This is a genomic window from Nocardia sp. NPDC088792 (assembly GCF_044750615.1).
GTDB lineage: Bacteria > Actinomycetota > Actinomycetes > Mycobacteriales > Mycobacteriaceae > Nocardia.
In genome coordinates, this window is sequence record NZ_JBIVKC010000002.1 from 504,496 (window position 1) to 520,355 (window position 15,860).

10 protein-coding genes, 1 tRNA gene and 1 pseudogene are annotated in these 15,860 nt (G+C 66.0%); 9 read left to right on the forward strand and 3 right to left on the reverse strand.

Annotation, left to right across the window (positions count from 1 at the left end):
• Positions 1-239: 239 nt before the first annotated feature.
• The 4 genes from ACIP5Y_RS11660 (at position 240) to ACIP5Y_RS11675 (ending at position 6,416) form a co-directional block, all read left to right on the forward strand.
• A complete protein-coding gene (locus tag ACIP5Y_RS11660) occupies positions 240-1,508 on the forward strand; it encodes a hypothetical protein (protein ID WP_400349725.1) in 1,269 nt (422 codons plus the stop codon).
• A gap of 144 nt (positions 1,509-1,652) precedes the next feature.
• On the forward strand, positions 1,653-3,650 hold the full coding sequence (locus ACIP5Y_RS11665) for a tetratricopeptide repeat protein (RefSeq protein WP_400349726.1): 1,998 nt from the start codon (positions 1,653-1,655) through the stop codon (positions 3,648-3,650).
• 350 nt (positions 3,651-4,000) lie between these two features.
• The gene (locus tag ACIP5Y_RS11670; protein ID WP_400349727.1) at positions 4,001-4,249 is read left to right on the forward strand and encodes a helix-turn-helix domain-containing protein; all 249 of its coding nucleotides are present in this window, start codon (positions 4,001-4,003) and stop codon (positions 4,247-4,249) included.
• 535 nt (positions 4,250-4,784) lie between these two features.
• On the forward strand, positions 4,785-6,416 hold the full coding sequence (locus ACIP5Y_RS11675) for an ATP-binding protein (RefSeq protein WP_400349728.1): 1,632 nt from the start codon (positions 4,785-4,787) through the stop codon (positions 6,414-6,416).
• A 75-nt stretch (positions 6,417-6,491) separates the two neighbouring features.
• On the opposite strand, the gene ACIP5Y_RS11680 is transcribed toward ACIP5Y_RS11675, so the two are convergent.
• Positions 6,492-6,564: transfer RNA gene (locus ACIP5Y_RS11680), tRNA-Ala, on the reverse strand.
• A gap of 174 nt (positions 6,565-6,738) precedes the next feature.
• On the opposite strand from ACIP5Y_RS11680, the gene ACIP5Y_RS11685 reads away from it, so the two are divergent.
• The 4 genes and pseudogenes from ACIP5Y_RS11685 to ACIP5Y_RS11700 all read left to right on the forward strand — a co-directional run.
• The gene (locus ACIP5Y_RS11685) at positions 6,739-7,989 is read left to right on the forward strand and encodes a protein kinase (RefSeq protein WP_400349729.1); all 1,251 of its coding nucleotides are present in this window, start codon (positions 6,739-6,741) and stop codon (positions 7,987-7,989) included.
• 6 nt (positions 7,990-7,995) lie between these two features.
• Positions 7,996-8,142, forward strand: a complete 147-nt coding sequence (locus ACIP5Y_RS11690; RefSeq protein WP_400349730.1) for a hypothetical protein — start codon at positions 7,996-7,998, stop codon at positions 8,140-8,142.
• Position 8,143: 1 nt separating this feature from the next.
• Positions 8,144-9,421, forward strand: a complete 1,278-nt coding sequence (locus ACIP5Y_RS11695) for a hypothetical protein (protein WP_400349731.1) — start codon at positions 8,144-8,146, stop codon at positions 9,419-9,421.
• 221 nt (positions 9,422-9,642) lie between these two features.
• Positions 9,643-10,014: pseudogene (locus ACIP5Y_RS11700) on the forward strand (hypothetical protein); the annotation flags it as partial.
• A 1,365-nt stretch (positions 10,015-11,379) separates the two neighbouring features.
• Here ACIP5Y_RS11700 and ACIP5Y_RS11705 read toward each other — a convergent pair.
• Both ACIP5Y_RS11705 and ACIP5Y_RS11710 read right to left on the reverse strand, forming a co-directional pair.
• Entirely contained in the window at positions 11,380-12,954 is a 1,575-nt protein-coding gene (locus ACIP5Y_RS11705) for a DUF2254 domain-containing protein (protein WP_400349732.1), read from the reverse strand.
• A gap of 142 nt (positions 12,955-13,096) precedes the next feature.
• The gene (locus tag ACIP5Y_RS11710) at positions 13,097-15,373 is read right to left on the reverse strand and encodes a heavy metal translocating P-type ATPase (protein ID WP_400349733.1); all 2,277 of its coding nucleotides are present in this window, start codon (positions 15,371-15,373) and stop codon (positions 13,097-13,099) included.
• A 111-nt stretch (positions 15,374-15,484) separates the two neighbouring features.
• Between ACIP5Y_RS11710 and ACIP5Y_RS11715 the strand changes: the two genes are divergently transcribed.
• The gene (locus ACIP5Y_RS11715) at positions 15,485-15,847 is read left to right on the forward strand and encodes an ArsR/SmtB family transcription factor (RefSeq protein ID WP_400349734.1); all 363 of its coding nucleotides are present in this window, start codon (positions 15,485-15,487) and stop codon (positions 15,845-15,847) included.
• Positions 15,848-15,860 lie beyond the last annotated feature (13 nt).

The following is a 15,860-nucleotide window of genomic DNA, read 5'->3' on the forward strand; positions in this document are numbered from 1 at the left end:
TCTAGCGATATCCGTCCATCACAGCGGAGATTTACACAAGATATCCGCACCACTCGCCGTATTATCACATGGAATCGGATACACTAAAATACCTCGAATCGGGAATCGGGAATCGGGAATCGGGAATCGGGAATCGGGAATCGGGAATCGGGAATCGGGAATCGGGAATCGGGAATCGGGAATCGGGAATCGGGAACGTATACGGACTCGGGCGTCAATGGCTCGTACATGACGGAGTGGTGCCGGATGCGGTCGTCCTCTCTCATGAACTCGACCTGGCCAGACTGGCACAGCTGACACCGGAGGCGGTACCGAATGCGGTAGTGGCGGGCGACCCCTGCCTCGACCGGTTACGCGAGAGTTCGGCACTGCGAGAAGAGTATCGGCGAGCACTCGGCGCAGGTGATGCCACCACAGTTGTGACGGTGACTTCCACCTGGGGTCCCGGCTCACTCCTGGGCCGTCATCCCGATCTGATCGATGCTTTCCTGAGCGAACTCGAATTGGACAGGCATATTATCTCCGCCATACTCCATCCCAATGTTTGGTTCGCACACGGCCCCTGGCAGGTCGAGACCTGGTTGGCGGATTCCTTGCGTTCGGGGCTGCGGCTGATCCCGCCGCTGAAGGGTTGGCAGCAAACCATTCTCGCCTCCGATGTGGTTGTCGGCGACCACGGAGCGGTGACGGGATATGCCGGAGCCATGCTGATCCCGACCATCCTCGCCGCGTTTCCTCGCGCGGAGGTTGCCACCGGAACCGCTGTCGATCGACTGGGTCGCCTCGCCCCGACCTTGGATCCGAGAAGTCCTCTGCCCGAACAGATTTCGGCAGCCATACGAGGCCATGACCGGACTCGGATGAGACAGGTTGCCGACCTCGCCAGCTCACGCCCCGACGTCTGTGCGGATATCCTCAGATCAACCTTCCACTCGTTGATGGAACTTCCGGAACCCGACCGGCCCGCGGTCGTATTCCCCTATGCTCCAGCAGATCTGACGCCACGCCGAGAATCCGTGCGCGCCTGCCGACTGGCCGTGGACTGGGCCGTCGGCGAGGGCGATACGGCCGTCGTACGCCGCTGGCCAGCGGAGGTCACCGCCAGCCGTCAGCGAGGCCCACGCGCTGTAGACAGCTACCTCGCCGCCCACGATGATCATCCACGCCGCGATCTGCGGGGTAACGCGGACATACTCCTCGTCACCGAGACCGATTCGTCAAGCCTGGATGATGTATTGGCTCACACCATCGAACAGCGCCCGGCCTGCTCGGTTGCGATTGCCGCGGTCGATGACACGCGCTATCGGCTTCGGCACCGCCGACTCGGCAGCATCGAGGCGTTCTGCACCGGTTCGTTCACCGGCCCGATGATGTCGGCGGTCATCGCGGCCACAGCCCACGACTATTGGCTGATTCGAAGATCGACCCCGCCCGCGGCGATCCAACTGGTAGTCGGTTCCAGTCGAATACAGTTGGAACTCAAGAGCATTGATCCGCACATCGGTTGACGTCCATCGATAGGAAGGCGATATGCCCGCTCTTCTCTTCCGATACAGTGAGCACCGCAGGGCACTGATCTTGTGGGGGTTGAGGCGTTGAGCAGCAATATGATTCCACCGTGGGCCAGCCCGTTCATAGACCGGGATCCAGCGATGGCGGAAATGGCGGACCAGGTACGCCGGGAGCAGGACGCCACGACCCTGATCCATCTCTATGGGTTGGAGGGGCTGGGCGTGTCCTGCTTCGCCACCGAATTCTCGAAGAAGTACTCCGACCTGGTCGCCGGGCGTCTGATCTGGCTCACCGGCCGCAGACCCGACGGACGCGCTGTCCCGTTGGGCGAGTTGCACACTCGCGCCTCGAGACAACTCGGCATTTCGAACGCAGATCAGGGCGCCACCGACGAGGAGAAGGCCGATGTCTATCGTGCCGCGACCAAGCACAAGAAGTTCATGCTGGTCCTCGACGATCTGGCCGATCTCGGCCAAGCGACCGGACTGATACCCGACGATGCTCCGGAGGCGGTCATCGTCGTCACGTCAGGATTCGAACGACCCGGGCTCACGGCTCGCGGATTCGCACCGTTCACCCCCACCATTCTGACGCCCGAGCAGGCACGCACCCTGTTCCACCTCAGCCTCGGTGATACCGCACCCCGTATCCCGCCGTCGACCATCGACGCGCTCGTCGAACTATGCGGCGGCCTGCCGCTGATGATCAAGGTCTTGGCCGCGCAGATCCGGGGACGCGCATCCCATGCCGACCATCTGCTGTCGCAGCTGCTGAAACGGAGGGTGAGCCTGCTCGCGCTCGACGAAGAGAAGCGGATGACCAAGTTCCTGAACCGGACTTACCGCGGGCTCACTCGCAAACTAGCTCGTGCGTATCGACGGCTCGGCTCGCTGCCGGCGGCGGACTTCTCGTTGGATTCGGCGGCTGCGGCCTTGGGCTGCGATCCTGACGAGGCATTCATCATCCTGACCAAACTCACCGAATACCACCTGCTCACAATCACGCTCACCGGTCGCTACGCGTTTCATACGGTACTGCGCGACGACGCGCGCATCCGTGCTCGTGCCGACGATGACGACGTAGCCCTCGAAGGCGTCGCACAACGCTGGATCGATTGGAATCTGCGCGAGACGCTGCCGCGGGCGGCCGCAGTATCCAATCGTTGGTGGGTCCCTCCAGTCCATGCTCTGGCAGCGCACTATTGGGCAGCGGGAATACCCGCGCTGCCACGAACCGAAGCGCTCGCCTGGTTCGAATCGGAAGCCCCCAATCTGATCGCCGCCATTCAGTTCGCCCACAACAGATCCCATCACACCCAGTCGTGGGTGCTGTGTGTGCTGCTGTGGAAGTACTTGCACATCCACGGCTATTTCGACGCCTGGATAGACACCCACCGCGTCGGCCTCGCATCCGCTCGCGCCGCCGAAAGTGACTTCGGCGTCATGCAGCTCTGCCTGCAACTGGGGGCCGCCTACCTCGATACCGGCGAGTACGCCGATGCCGACCGCCTGTTCGACGAGGCGCTGACGATCGGACACGAGCACGCCCACGGGCTCGGTGAGCAGAGCGCGCTGGAATGGCTGGGCAAAACGGCCGCGCGACAGGGCAAATTCGATGTCGCTCTGGAGTACTTTCAGCGATCGTGGGAAGTCGCCGACCGCGACCAGTCGATCTCTCCCGCAGACCGCGGCCGCGTCTTCGCGATCCTCGAACTACAGCAAACACGAACGCTCGCAGACACCGACCGATGGGACGGCGTGGCACAACGGGCGCGCAAGGTGCTCGCCTACTTCGACGATCTCGGCAACGAGACCGACAACTGCGCCAAAATCCGAATGGTGCTGGGCCGCGCCCTCCTCGCCCAGGGCGAGGCAGCCGACGCCGCAACGATATTCGGCGATGCGGCCGACTTCTTCGCCGCCGAGGGCGCCCGCAGACATCAAGCCGACGCCGAACATCTGCGCAGCCGAGCCCTGCTCGCCGCGCGCCGCATCGACGACGCCGAGATCGCCTTACACACCGCATTCGATCTGTACCGCGGCGTCGGCAGCCCACTCGCGAACGCAGTCGCACACGATCTGGCCCAACTCGAAAACGATAGACATTCAAGCGAACTCGGTGCGACCGGCGAAGCGTAGTTCGGCCATCGACAGCACGGAGTTGCTAGTTCCCACAGGTCAAACATCGGCCGCCGATCTTGCTGCCGGTCGAGGTCACGTTGTCGCGCCGCCTCGTACGCGGTCGCTTGCAAAGGGTGCAGACCCGGGCGGGTCGAATAGTGCTCCACTACGTGGAACACGGGACCGGTCAGCCCGTGCTGATACTGCACTGGTCGTCGGGCCATCCTGCTCACCGTATTCCGCAAGACCCGGATGCGCGAAGACGCCCAAGTCAAACGCGCGAAGCTGGCACAGCAAACCTGCCAGGCCGAACACGAACCCGCCCATCAAGAATTCATCCGCAGCATAGAGAAGGGAGAACTGGACCGATGAGCCACGCACGCTGGAAGACCCTCCGAGAGCGCAAACTCGCCGAGGGCTACACCGAGCCGGATGACGTCACCGAGGCCCGCCGCGAAATCCGGCTCTCCATAGCGCCAGCCAAAGCGGTCTACGACCGCCGCACCGAACTCGGGCTCACCCAAGCCGAACTGGCCGAACGCGCCGGCCTGACCCAAGCCAAGATCTCGCGTATCGAGGGCTCCGACACCGTGCCGACCCTGCCACTGCTGGCCTAACTCGCCGACGCCTTGGACGCAACCCTCAATATCGCCCTCGATACCGAAATCACCCGGGTGAACTTCACCAGCCACAACGACGCAGCCTGAACCACGAGCATCGCTCCGCCGAGACCCCTGCACCGACTGCATGCCCATGCGCAGATCCCGCGCATGGGCATGCAGTCGGTGTTCTGATATCCGCCGGATACGACTCGTACGAGCCTCGGCCTCGACCCACTCGGCCGGGCATCGCTGCCAGCCGCAACCACCGGTGACTGCAGGAACCGGTGACTGCAGGAACCGGGGCCAGAGACGTATACGGACTGGTTCCCTGGCGGCCGAAAAGCGCTGCTGCTGAACGTGTTCCACAAAGAACCCGTCTGCGCCAGACGGTCCGGACAGCCGCGCGAAATCGCCTGCAAGGTCTGCGAAACCAATCGCATGCGTGACCCGAGACAAGTGGCATCAGAGGCGGAGGCCGGATTCCGACAACATCGTCCCGGCAGCACAATCACGGCACGAGAGGTAGGTGGTGAGTTTGAACGAGACCACTATGAGCGATTCGCACACTGTCGCGAATGCCGCAAATCCGACGGTCGATGACCTGCGACTTTGCCACGAAGTGGGCCTGACGGACCAGCATACGAACCGGGCGGTGCTGGTGGTCGGGCCGGACATCATGATTCGGGCGGTAGGTACCCGGTCGGCGGTGTCCGATGACCACGACCGCTCCATGTGCCCGATCGCAACGAATCACCTGCGGACCAAACCGCCGACTCAAGACTACGCTCCAGCGAAGCTGCTCCAGCAGCGGCAAGAAGCGCAAGGTCGCGGCGGCAGATCGCGCACACATGCTACGGCAAATCGCGCACATTATGCGCGGCAGATCGCGCACGCACTATGCAATAATACCAAGGTGACCTCGTCCTTCTCGTCTTCGCCGATTGGTCGGATCCTTCCCCGTCATGCCCACTCGGCAGTGCATGAAGCACTTGCTGATACTCGCGTGGTTCTGGTCAACGGAGCACGCCAATGCGGAAAGAGCACGCTGGTCTCCCGGATAGGCAGGGAGATCGGTGCGACCTGGCGCAGCCTCGACAAGCCCGAGACCCGGCAGGCGGCCGGCTACGACCCCACGCAGTTCGTCCTCGACGATTCCCTATTGATCATCGACGAGGTACAGCGAGTACCGGAACTGTTGCTGGCGATCAAGGAGACCGTCGACGCCGATGGACGACCCGGCCGGTTCCTGCTGACCGGCTCGGCTCACGTCATGGCACTTCGCAGCGTTCCGGACGCTCTTCCCGGGCGCATGGAAACGATCGAACTCTGGCCGCTGTCTCAAGGCGAAATCGACGGCGCGCCCGATAGATTCGTCGATTGTGCCTTCGAACGCGGACCACAGCTACGGCACGATGGGACCGAGAAACGCGATGACTACATCGAACGGATCGCACGCGGGGGCTTTCCCGAAGCCGTTGCACGAGAAGGCAAACGGCGATCCCGATTCTTCTCCTCCTACGTCGCCGATCTGATCAACCGAGACGTCATGCAACTGTCCGAGATCGAACGCTCCGCAGAGATGTTCACCCTGACCAACCTCGTCGCGGCCAGATCCGGTCAACTCCTGGTACCCGGCGCCCTCGGCAACGAACTCGGCCTGCCCAAAGACACCGTCACCCGCTATCTTCGCCTCCTGGAAGAGGTTTTCCTGATCAAGCGAATCCCGGCCTGGTCGCGAAACCTGACCACCCGGGCCGTTGCAACCTCCAAGGTATTCATGGTCGATTCCGGAATCGCCACATATTTGTGCGGTGCCGACCCACGCGCGCTGCGGGCCGTGAACGGTCCGCTCGGGTCACTTCTGGAGGGCTTCGTAGCCGCCGAACTCGCTCGTCAGCTCACCTGGTCCGACCAGGAAGCCCGCATGTTCCACTACCGCACCCGCGACAACGTCGAGGTCGACATCATTCTCGAGAACAACCGACGCGAGGTGATCGCCATCGAGGTGAAAGCCGCCGCCACGGTCAAGGGCGAGGACTTCCGCGGTCTCCGCCACCTCGCAGAACGACTGGGCGACGACCTCCTCGCCGGATACGTGCTCTACACCGGCACCGAAACCCTCCCATTCGGACCGAAATTCCGCGCCCTGCCGGTCAGCACCCTATGGAACGCACGCCCATGACCGCCTCGAACGGTTCGTGCGCTGCCACGAAAACAGCAGAGCCGCAGGCTATCGACCTGCGGCTCTGCTGTTCGGTGGAGCTAAGGGGACTCGAACCCCTGACCCCCACACTGCCAGTGTGGTGCGCTACCAGCTGCGCCATAGCCCCGGATGTGCGGTCGGTGTCACCGATCGCCTGGGAGAAGGTACACACGGGCGCGGTTGTTAAGCAAATCGCAAGGGAAACACATGGTGGGGCGCGCGTAGACTCGGCGATGATTCGTGGAGGGCCGGGGTGGGCGGATCCGTAAAACGTTGCCTTGCTTGAAGGGATCGATCGCAATTGAGGCTGATCAATGGCCGGTATGAGTTGCGTGAACTCGTCGGCAAGGGGGGCATGGCCGAGGTCTGGGAGGCCTGGGACCGGCGGCTGCGCCGGCAGGTTGCCGTCAAGGTGCTGGACGCGGGCAGCCTGCCCACCGTCGAGCAGGACGAGCTGCGGTCACAGGAGCGGTTCGAGCGGGAGGCGCTCATCGCCGCCCGGATGAACAGTCCGCGCATTGTGATGGTGCACGATGCCGGGGTTTTCGTGGAGAACGGACGCCGGTCACCATTCCTGGTGATGGAATTCATACTGGGCGAAAATCTTCGGCAGCACATGCGGTCGCCCGAGAACTGGTACGCACCGCCGCTGCTGCGGATACTCGCCGATGCGCTGGACGGACTCACCTACGCGCACTCGAAACAGATTGTGCACCGGGATATCAAACCCGAGAACATCATGATCTGCCGCGACGGCAGCGCCAAGCTCGCCGATTTCGGGATCGCCATCGAAATGCGGGAGAACTTCAACCGGCTCACACGCGAACATCATGCGCTGGGCACGCAGCCCTATGCCGCACCGGAATACCTGCGGTACGGAAAGTTCACTCAGCTCAGCGATGTGTATTCGTTCGCCGTGGTATGCACCGAAGTGCTCGAACGTGCCTATGCGCCCGACCCGCTGCCGCCACCGCTGAAAGCCGTGCTGGACAAGGGTCTCGCCCAGGATCCGCGCGGGCGCCACCAATCCGCCACCGAATTCCAGCACTACTTCCGGCAGGCGATCACCACACCCGTCCGCCGCCAGGAACGGGCACCACAACCCGAACGCGCACCGCAACCCGAACGCGCCCCACAGGCCGAACGCATTCCACGGCCCGAGCGCATTCCACAGCCCGAGCGCATTCCGCAGGCAGCGCACACCCCGCAGACCGTGCGCACCCCGGCCACCGAACAGACCGAACGCATTTCGCGCACCGAACGCGTCCCCCAGGCCGTCGGCCCGGCCCACACCAGCATGCTCACGCACGGCAATATCCCCACGCGCACAGCCGAACCGCTCCCGGTGGACATGCCCGCCACCGCGGTCTGGGGCATCTTCGTACGCCCCACCCTCGAATTCCGGCAGCGGGTGCTGGCCGGGCTCAGCCGGGACGATCCTCGCTTCATCGGCGGCGTGCTCGCGGGCGCCGTACTGGCCGGGATCGCCGCCGGATTCCTCGTCTTCCTGCTGTTCACCTGGCTCGTGGTGACGGTCTTCAACCATCTGTGAGGTCTCATGAAACACCAACGGGCGGGCCTGGCCTGGCAGCAGTACGTGTACGCGGGATCGCGCGCGTGGCACTGGCTGCGGGTGGCGGCCGGGGCCGGTGCGGCGGGCTTCGTGTGCACCGTGGTCTGGCTGACCTACACCGTGCTGGCGTGAGGTGACCGTGCGCATCATCTGCCTGAACTGCCTGGCCGAGTTCAAGTTCGACCGTTCCCGCCGCTCCTGGGTGTGGGTGCTGCGGCAGCAGAACGGCGCCTTCGCCACCCGCGTCGCCGACTATTCGAACAAGGTCGACCGGCGCTGCCCCAACGGCTGCGAGATCGACGAGGAGATGCTCGACTACCCGACCCGGGTGATCGGCTTCGTCGGCGAATCCGCCTCGTCCAAAACGCATCTCATCGCCTCGATGCTGTACTCGATCATGAACGATCCGGTGCTGGCCCGCGAGTGGTCCATCATTCCCTCCCGCAAGTCGACGAAAATGCTTGCGGCCCTGGAGAATCAGCTCAGCAACCGGCAGGCCATCGGCTACACGCAGAAACGCGGCTACGCCGGCAATCAGATGCAGACGATGGACAGCGCCATCGGCGCACCCGGCCTGAACCGTCCCCAGGGCCAGCGCATTCCGGCGCCGCCGGTCCGGCAGCTACCCGGCGTCCAGACGCAGCGGGCGCCCGGCGTACCGGGGCAGGCGCACGCGTGGAGCGGCTGGCAGCCGCGCACCCCGATCGTCGTGAAGGTCACCTCGCTGAGCACCAGGCGCACAGTGAATCTCGCGTTCGTCGACGTGGCCGGTGAGGATGTGGCCGACGCCGAGATCGCCGCCAAGGTCAGCCCGCATCTGGCGGTCGCGGACTTCATCTGGTTCGTGGTGCCCTCGACGCTGAACAAGCAGTACCTGGCCATCATGCAGCAGCACGCCAATGCCGCCAACGAGGACAGCCTGCACAATGCCGTCGAGCATTCGCAGACCGTCGGGCGCACCAATATGATGATCGACCAGATCGCCAAGCTGTGGCGGGAGGCCAATGCCTATCCGCTGCACCTGCCGATCGAGCCGCCGCGCCTGCACGTGTCGACCATTGTCGCCAAATCCGATCTGCTGTCCCTGATCAACCTGCCCGAGACCGGCATCGTGGCCCCGCCCGCCGACTGGGCCGACACCCCGTTCAGCAGCAACGGCGGCGGGAATCTGTACCAGCGCGCGCAGATCGACTACCGCTCCGACGCCACCAGAAGCCTGGTGCGGAAGCTCTTTCCGGCCGTGGACTCCACGCTGTCCATCCACTTCCCGTGGAACCGGTACTTCCCGGTGTCGGCCGTCGGCTGCGGGAAGCGCAGCGACAACTCCTATCCGGTGTTCAAACCGTACGCGGCCGTCGACCCGATGATCTTCATGCTCGACCTCTTCGACGAACTGTGGGCCGATCGATGACCGAATTTCCGCAGTTGTTGTGCGGGTGGTCGGTGGTCACCCTGGAATCCTCCGGCACCGGCGTGGGCGTGGTGGCGCACTCCGGAAACTGGCCGCCCGCACTGGGATTCACCACCCGCGAACTCGGACCGCTGATATCCCTGACCGAGAACGGGATGCCACCCACCCGCGACCCGTTCATCCTGGAGTTCAGCATCATTCGCGGCGTGGCGGTGGCCGCCATGAAGACCCCGTCCAATGCCCGGCCCGGCACCTGCGTGGCACACCTGGTGGCGGGTGAGCGCGGGCTGCTGGACGGGGCCACCGCGCTGCGGCTCTATCACTCGGCGAATTTCCGCACCACACTGGATGATTCGTTCTATCCGACCGATCAGTGGCCGCCGCTGTCCGCCCCGCCGGAGGGCCCGGAACTCCGCGCGGCCGTCGACAGCTGTCTCGACGAGCCGTGGCTGCCCGTCCTGCTCGGCGCCGTTCTCGCCCATCTCGGCGGGCAGGGGCCGGGACTGGTGCTGCGGGCGGCGGACCTCGAGGACGCCGTCACCATGCTGCGCACGCTGTACGGGATGCTGCCGCGAAAAACCCTGTGGGACCTGACCTTCACCACCAACCGGCCACTGTCCGCCGAGGCGCCCGCCATTACCGCCGTCATCGGCGACGGGCAGCCCGCGATACCGGCCGACCGCTGCGTCATCACCCCCGACAGTCGCGGCGCTGACCTCCCCGAAGCCTTCCTCGACCTCGGGCACGCCATCGTGGAGAACCGCAAACTCGGTGTGGCCCTGCCGGATTCGCTCGACTCCGCGCACGCGATCAGCGAATGGTGCTACCACCGGCACCTGCGCTCCCTGCCACCCGCCCAGCTGGACGACACCCAGCTGGCGACCGTCATCACCGACCCGGAACTCGATCCGGCCTGGTTCACCGGTACGGCCGTGGCCGACCGCGCCATCCGGCTGGCCGTCCAGAAGCCCGGCATCGCACGGGCACTCGCACGCATCGACCATCGGCCGAGCACACGGGCCGCTTTCGAGCAGGCACTCATCGACCGCATCCTGACCGACACCCGCGGCCGGGACCGCACCACCCAGGTCGCCCGGCAACTCGGCTTCGACCTCACCGAGGTACTGATCGCCGACGCCTGGCGCCGCCTCGACGGCGGGCAACTCGCCTCCGGCGATGCCGAGATCGTCTGGCCCCGCGTCCAGCAGACCTGGGAGACCGGCGATTCCGTCGCCCGCGGCACGGTCGCCGACTACCTGAAACGGCATCGGACGCTGCGCGAATTCGCGGTCGGCTCCCGCGACCGGGCCCTGGTCTACGCCACCCTCAGCGCCGAACTCGACGATCGGGGCGTGCACACCGGCAGCAGCCGGCTGCTGCACAATGCCATGTACGCGAACCTGCCGATCGTCGCGCAACTCGTCGTGAACATCTGCCTCGGCAGCCACGATCGCTACGCGCTGGAACAGATCATGAGCTGTGCGCCCGCGGATCGGCTGCCCGAGCTGATCGCCGAATGCACCCGCTATCCCGCGGTCAGCGGCGCCGAACTCATGCGGGCCGTCACCATCACCCGATCCGGCCCCGCCGAACTGGTGGAGGCGCTGCGCCCCGCCTGGCGGGAACTGCGCAAGGCCCTGCGCCTGCCCGAACCCATCGAAACGCTGGTGGTCCTCGATGCCGCGGCCGCCGACGAGGACGCCCGGCGCAATGGACTACGCCTGCCCCGCAAGGGTTTCCGCAAGGTCCGCCAAGGCGGCTGGAGCCGCGAGGAAGTGACCCACCTCCTCGAACTCGCCGCCGACGATCCGCTGACCATCGAGGAGAACAGCGAAATCTTCGCCGCGGCAATGCGTTCCGATCTGGAATTCGTGGTGGCGCGCCTGGCCGAGGCCGCCCGCACCAAGTCCGGCACGGCCATTCTGCACCGGATGCTCGCCGTCGCCCCCGAGGATCGGCTACCCGAGCTGGTCACCGCCTGCGCCCAGCAGTGGGACCTCGACCACCACACGCTGCTGCGCGCCGTTGCCGCCCTCGGCCTGGACCCGGACGGTCTCGTCGGCGCCCTGGACAATGGCTGGTTCTGGCTGCGCACCCGCCTCGACCTGCCGCAGACCATCGCGCCCCTGCTCGCCTTGGACGCGAAAGCCGCGCTCCCCGACCGCTTGCGCCCGCTCACCCGCATCGACGACACCCGCCGCAGCTGGCAGTTCTGGCGCTGACACCGCATCCTGCGATTCGGCCAGGGCCTGATAGCGGCGCAGCACATCCTCGAGGTCCGCGGGTTCCGGCACGGTGGCGCGCGCCGAGCGTTCGATCATGACGGCCTGTTCCAGCAGCGGACGCCGACGCTCGGGATCGGTGGTGCGGTCGGCGATCTGGGACAGGGCGTCGAGCATGCGGATCATGACGGCGGGCATGCCCACACCCGCCTGCCGGATCTTCTCGAAGGCCCGCTGCACCAGCCGCTCATAGCTCACCTGGGTGGCGATGACGCGGATGTAGCCGTCCTTGCACCGGTGTACCGGGGTGGGCTCCCAGGACACCGCGATCCGCGACAGGCAGTCACCCAGCCAGTCGATACAGGTCATCGCCGTGAAGGTGTCGTTCACGGCGGGAGACAAAGCGCGCAGCGCGATTTCGACCAGCTGATCGATGCCGAAGGAGATGTCCTGGGTCAGCGACCGCGTCGGCCCCGCCACATGCCCGCGCGAGAAGTTCTCCGCGACCCGATCCGCCACCTCGGGCGGCCACACGGTCGCCACCACCTGCCCCTCGGTGAGGAAATGCCCTGGGCGATAAGGCAGATGGATGACCGCATGCGCCTCGGTCGCGATCTTCACCAGCTGCTCGTAACGGATGTAGCGCAGGTAGCCGCTCCCCGTCACCCGCACTTCCCCACCGCCCGTGGCCAATTGCGCCAGCAGCTCGTCCGCGCTCGGCCCGAACTGCGCATCCACCGGCCCGCGATCCCGCTGCGATTCGATGGCCACCGACACCTCACCGGCGATCTCCGCGATCACATTCGGCAACTGAATCGCATTGGCGATGTGATTGATGAAGAAGATCAGCACCGCCAGATCCAGCACCATCGACGCGATCGACACCGTGATCGAGATGTGCGGCACGAACTCCGACCCGATCGACACCAGCGCGGCCGTCGCGTACACGAAGCTCGCCACGAAGGTCCCCAGCGTGACCTGCGTACCCCGATCCCGGATGAAGGTCCGCAACATGCGCGGCCCGAACTGGGTGGACGCCAGCGTCAAGGCCACGATGGTGATCGAGAAGACCACGCCCACCACCGTGATGATGGCCGCCGCGATGGCGGTGAGCACCTGCCGCGCCGAATCCGGCGTCCCGAAGGTCACCCAGTTCGGGATCCCCAGCTCCCCGCGATAGACCGCGCGATCCAGCGCATAGGTGATGGCGAACAATCCCACCGCCGCCAGCACTTCCACCGTCGGCACGAACCACAGATTGGTCCGCAGCGCCTCCCGGCGGCGATCGGATTCCAGAACAATGCCGGCCACGGCGTGCGCCTCCTGAGGTCGATCAGCGTTATCGCCGACCAGACTTCCCGGCTCACCGGCCCGGAATTCCTCCCGAGCGTGTGACGAGTCTAGCCCGACCGGTTGTACGCAGTACGGCGGATACCCACGAACCGCCCGCTACTCACAGCCGCCCGGCCTGCCGCCACACCGCACGGCGCAACAACCGCAGCCCATTCAGCCCGACGATCACGGTCGACCCCTCGTGCCCGGCCACCCCCAACGGCAGCGGCAACGTACCCACCAGATCCCAGACCACCAGCACCGCAATGAAAGTCGCCGCGATCGCGAGATTGGCCACCACCACCCGCCGAGCCCGCCGCGACAGCGCGATCACCGTCGGCACGGCAGTCAGATCATCCCGCACCACCACCGCATCGGCAGTCTGCAACGTCAGGTCGGACCCGGCCCCACCCATAGCGATTCCACTGTCGGCAGCAGCCAGCGCAGGCGCATCATTGATCCCGTCCCGAACGAACACGACCCGCTGCCCGCCCACCGGCCTACCCCGGACCACGCCCGCCTCACCCTCGAGCGACACCCCGGACCGCGCCCCCGCAGGGCCGACCGGCTGCCCGCCCGCCTGTAGTCCTCGCACCACGCCGACCTTGCCTTCCGGCAACAGCCCGGCATGCACCTCGGTGATACCGACCTGCGCGGCGAGCCGAGCCGCGGCGTGCTCATTGTCGCCGGTCACCAGAACCGGTGCAGCACCGGCAATCTGCGCCGCGAGGCCCACAGCCGCCGCGGCCTCGGGACGCACCTGATCACTGATCGCCACCACACCGATCGGCCTGCCTTCGACCACAACGACGACCACCGTGAACCCACCCCGCTGCAACTCGTCCACCACCACCTGCACGGCCGCGCGCTCATCTGCCGCCGGGTACGCCCCTGCGGCAAGCCGCATGGACATGTCCTCCGTAGCGGCACTCGCTGAGCCCTCCGGAAGGCGAACGGCCGCAGCAATATCGGCGATCGGCCGTGGATCCCCCGCCGCCTGCGCGACCGCGCCATCATCGGCGGTGGATGCGGGATCCTCCGGGGAGCTAACCGCAGCCGCGGCATCAGCGAGCCCGCGCGAATTCGCCGCTGCCGCATCGTGATGGGTGGCCGAGAGCAGTGCCGTCGGTGACCCGACCTGGACCGTGCGGCCATCGATGCGCGCGGCTACGCCACGGCCCGGGTCGGCCGTGAACTCGGTAGCTGTGGGCAGTGCCAGGCCGGCGGATCGAGCTGCTCGGACGATCGCCGCCGCCAGTGGATGCTCACTGGCATGTTCGACCGCCGCCGCCAGCCGCAGCACGTCCCGCTCGGTGAAATCCGTGGCCAGGCAGCGGACTTCGGCCAGCTCGGGGATGCCGCGGGTGAGGGTGCCGGTTTTGTCGAAGGCGATGCGGGTGGTTGTGCCGAGTTGTTCCATGACCACCGCGGATTTGACGAGCACACCGTGGCGGCCGGCATTGGCGATGGCTGCCAGCAAGGGCGGCATGGTGGCCAGCACCACCGCGCAGGGTGAGGCGACGATCATGAATGTCATGGCGCGCAACAGGGCTCGCTGCAGCGGATCACCCAGCAGCAGCGGGATCAGGAACACCGCGAGGGTGGCCGCGACCATGCCCAGCGAATAGCGCTGTTCGACCTTCTCGATGAAGAGCTGCGTGCGCGCCTTGGTCCGGCTCGCCTGCTCCACCAGCGCCGCGATGCGTGCGACCACCGAATCCTCGGACCGGCGGTCGACACGGAGACGCAGGGCCCCGGTGCCGTTGAGGGTGCCCGCGAAGACTTCGTCACCGGCGGTCTTGTCCACCGGCAGCGGTTCACCGGTGATGGTGGCCTGATCGACCTCGCTGCCGCCGTCGATCACGGTGGCATCCGCCGCGATTCGCTCGCCGGGGCGGACCATCAGCACATCGCCGATCTCGAGATCGGCCGCGCGCACTGTTTCCTCGGAACCGTCCGCGCTGATTCGGATCGCGGTGTCCGGCGCCAGGTCCAGCAGGCCGCGCACGGAATCCTCGGTGCGCGCGGTGGCCAGTGCCTCGAGCGCACCGGATGTCGCGAAGATGACGATGAGCAAGGCTCCATCGGTGATCTGCCCGATCGCGGCCGCTCCGATCGCGGCGACGACCATGAGCAGGTCCACGTCAAGGGTCTTCTCCCGCAGCGCCTGTAGCCCGGCGAGACCCGGCTCCCAGCCGCCGGCCGCGTAGCAGGCCAGGTACAGCGCCCACCACAGCCAGTGCGGCGTACCCGCCAGCTGCGCCACCAGCCCGAGCAGAAAAAGGCCCAGCGCGAGTGCGGCCCAGCGCATTTCCGGTAGCGCGAACAATGCGGTCCGGCGCGCGGGAACGACCGGAACCCCCGCCGAGGGGGACGGCGCGAGCGTCGGGACAGCCATGACCTACCTCCGGAACGAGCGGTTGAATGCAGGCCACAATAGCAGAACATATGAACACGTCTTCATTAGTGAATCTCAACTGGACCGCCGCTCGAGGTAATCTCCACGGTTATGGGACATGGCGTAGATGGCCGGGATCGCCCGGTCAAGCAGCTGGACGCGGAGGCCGCCGCCCATGTCGCGAACACCCTGCAGGCCCTCGCCACCCCCAGCCGGCTGCTCATCCTGACCCAGCTGCGACAGGGTCCGCTGCCCGTCACCGAGCTCGCCACGGCCGTCGGCATGGAACAGTCCGCCGTCTCACATCAGTTGCGGCTCTTGCGAAATCTCGGCCTGGTGGTCGGCACCCGCACCGGCCGCAGCATCGTCTACAGCCTCTACGACAAGCACGTCGCCCAACTGCTCGACGAGGCCATCTATCACAGTGAGCATCTCCGCCTCGGACTCTCGGACCGCCCGGGCGCCGCGGGCTGAATCGATCGGCTGA

Bases quoted from the DNA above. Each gene is read 5' to 3' on its own strand.
- ACIP5Y_RS11670 (WP_400349727.1), top strand. From the start codon at position 4,001: ATGAGCCACGCACGCTGGAAGACCCTCCGAGAGCGCAAACTCGCCGAG.
- ACIP5Y_RS11665 (WP_400349726.1), top strand. From the start codon at position 1,653: ATGGCGGAAATGGCGGACCAGGTACGCCGGGAGCAGGACGCCACGACC.
- ACIP5Y_RS11675 (WP_400349728.1), top strand. From the start codon at position 4,785: ATGAGCGATTCGCACACTGTCGCGAATGCCGCAAATCCGACGGTCGAT.
- ACIP5Y_RS11690 (WP_400349730.1), top strand. From the start codon at position 7,996: ATGAAACACCAACGGGCGGGCCTGGCCTGGCAGCAGTACGTGTACGCG.
- ACIP5Y_RS11715 (WP_400349734.1), top strand. From the start codon at position 15,485: ATGGGACATGGCGTAGATGGCCGGGATCGCCCGGTCAAGCAGCTGGAC.
- ACIP5Y_RS11710 (WP_400349733.1), bottom strand. From the start codon at position 15,373: ATGGCTGTCCCGACGCTCGCGCCGTCCCCCTCGGCGGGGGTTCCGGTC.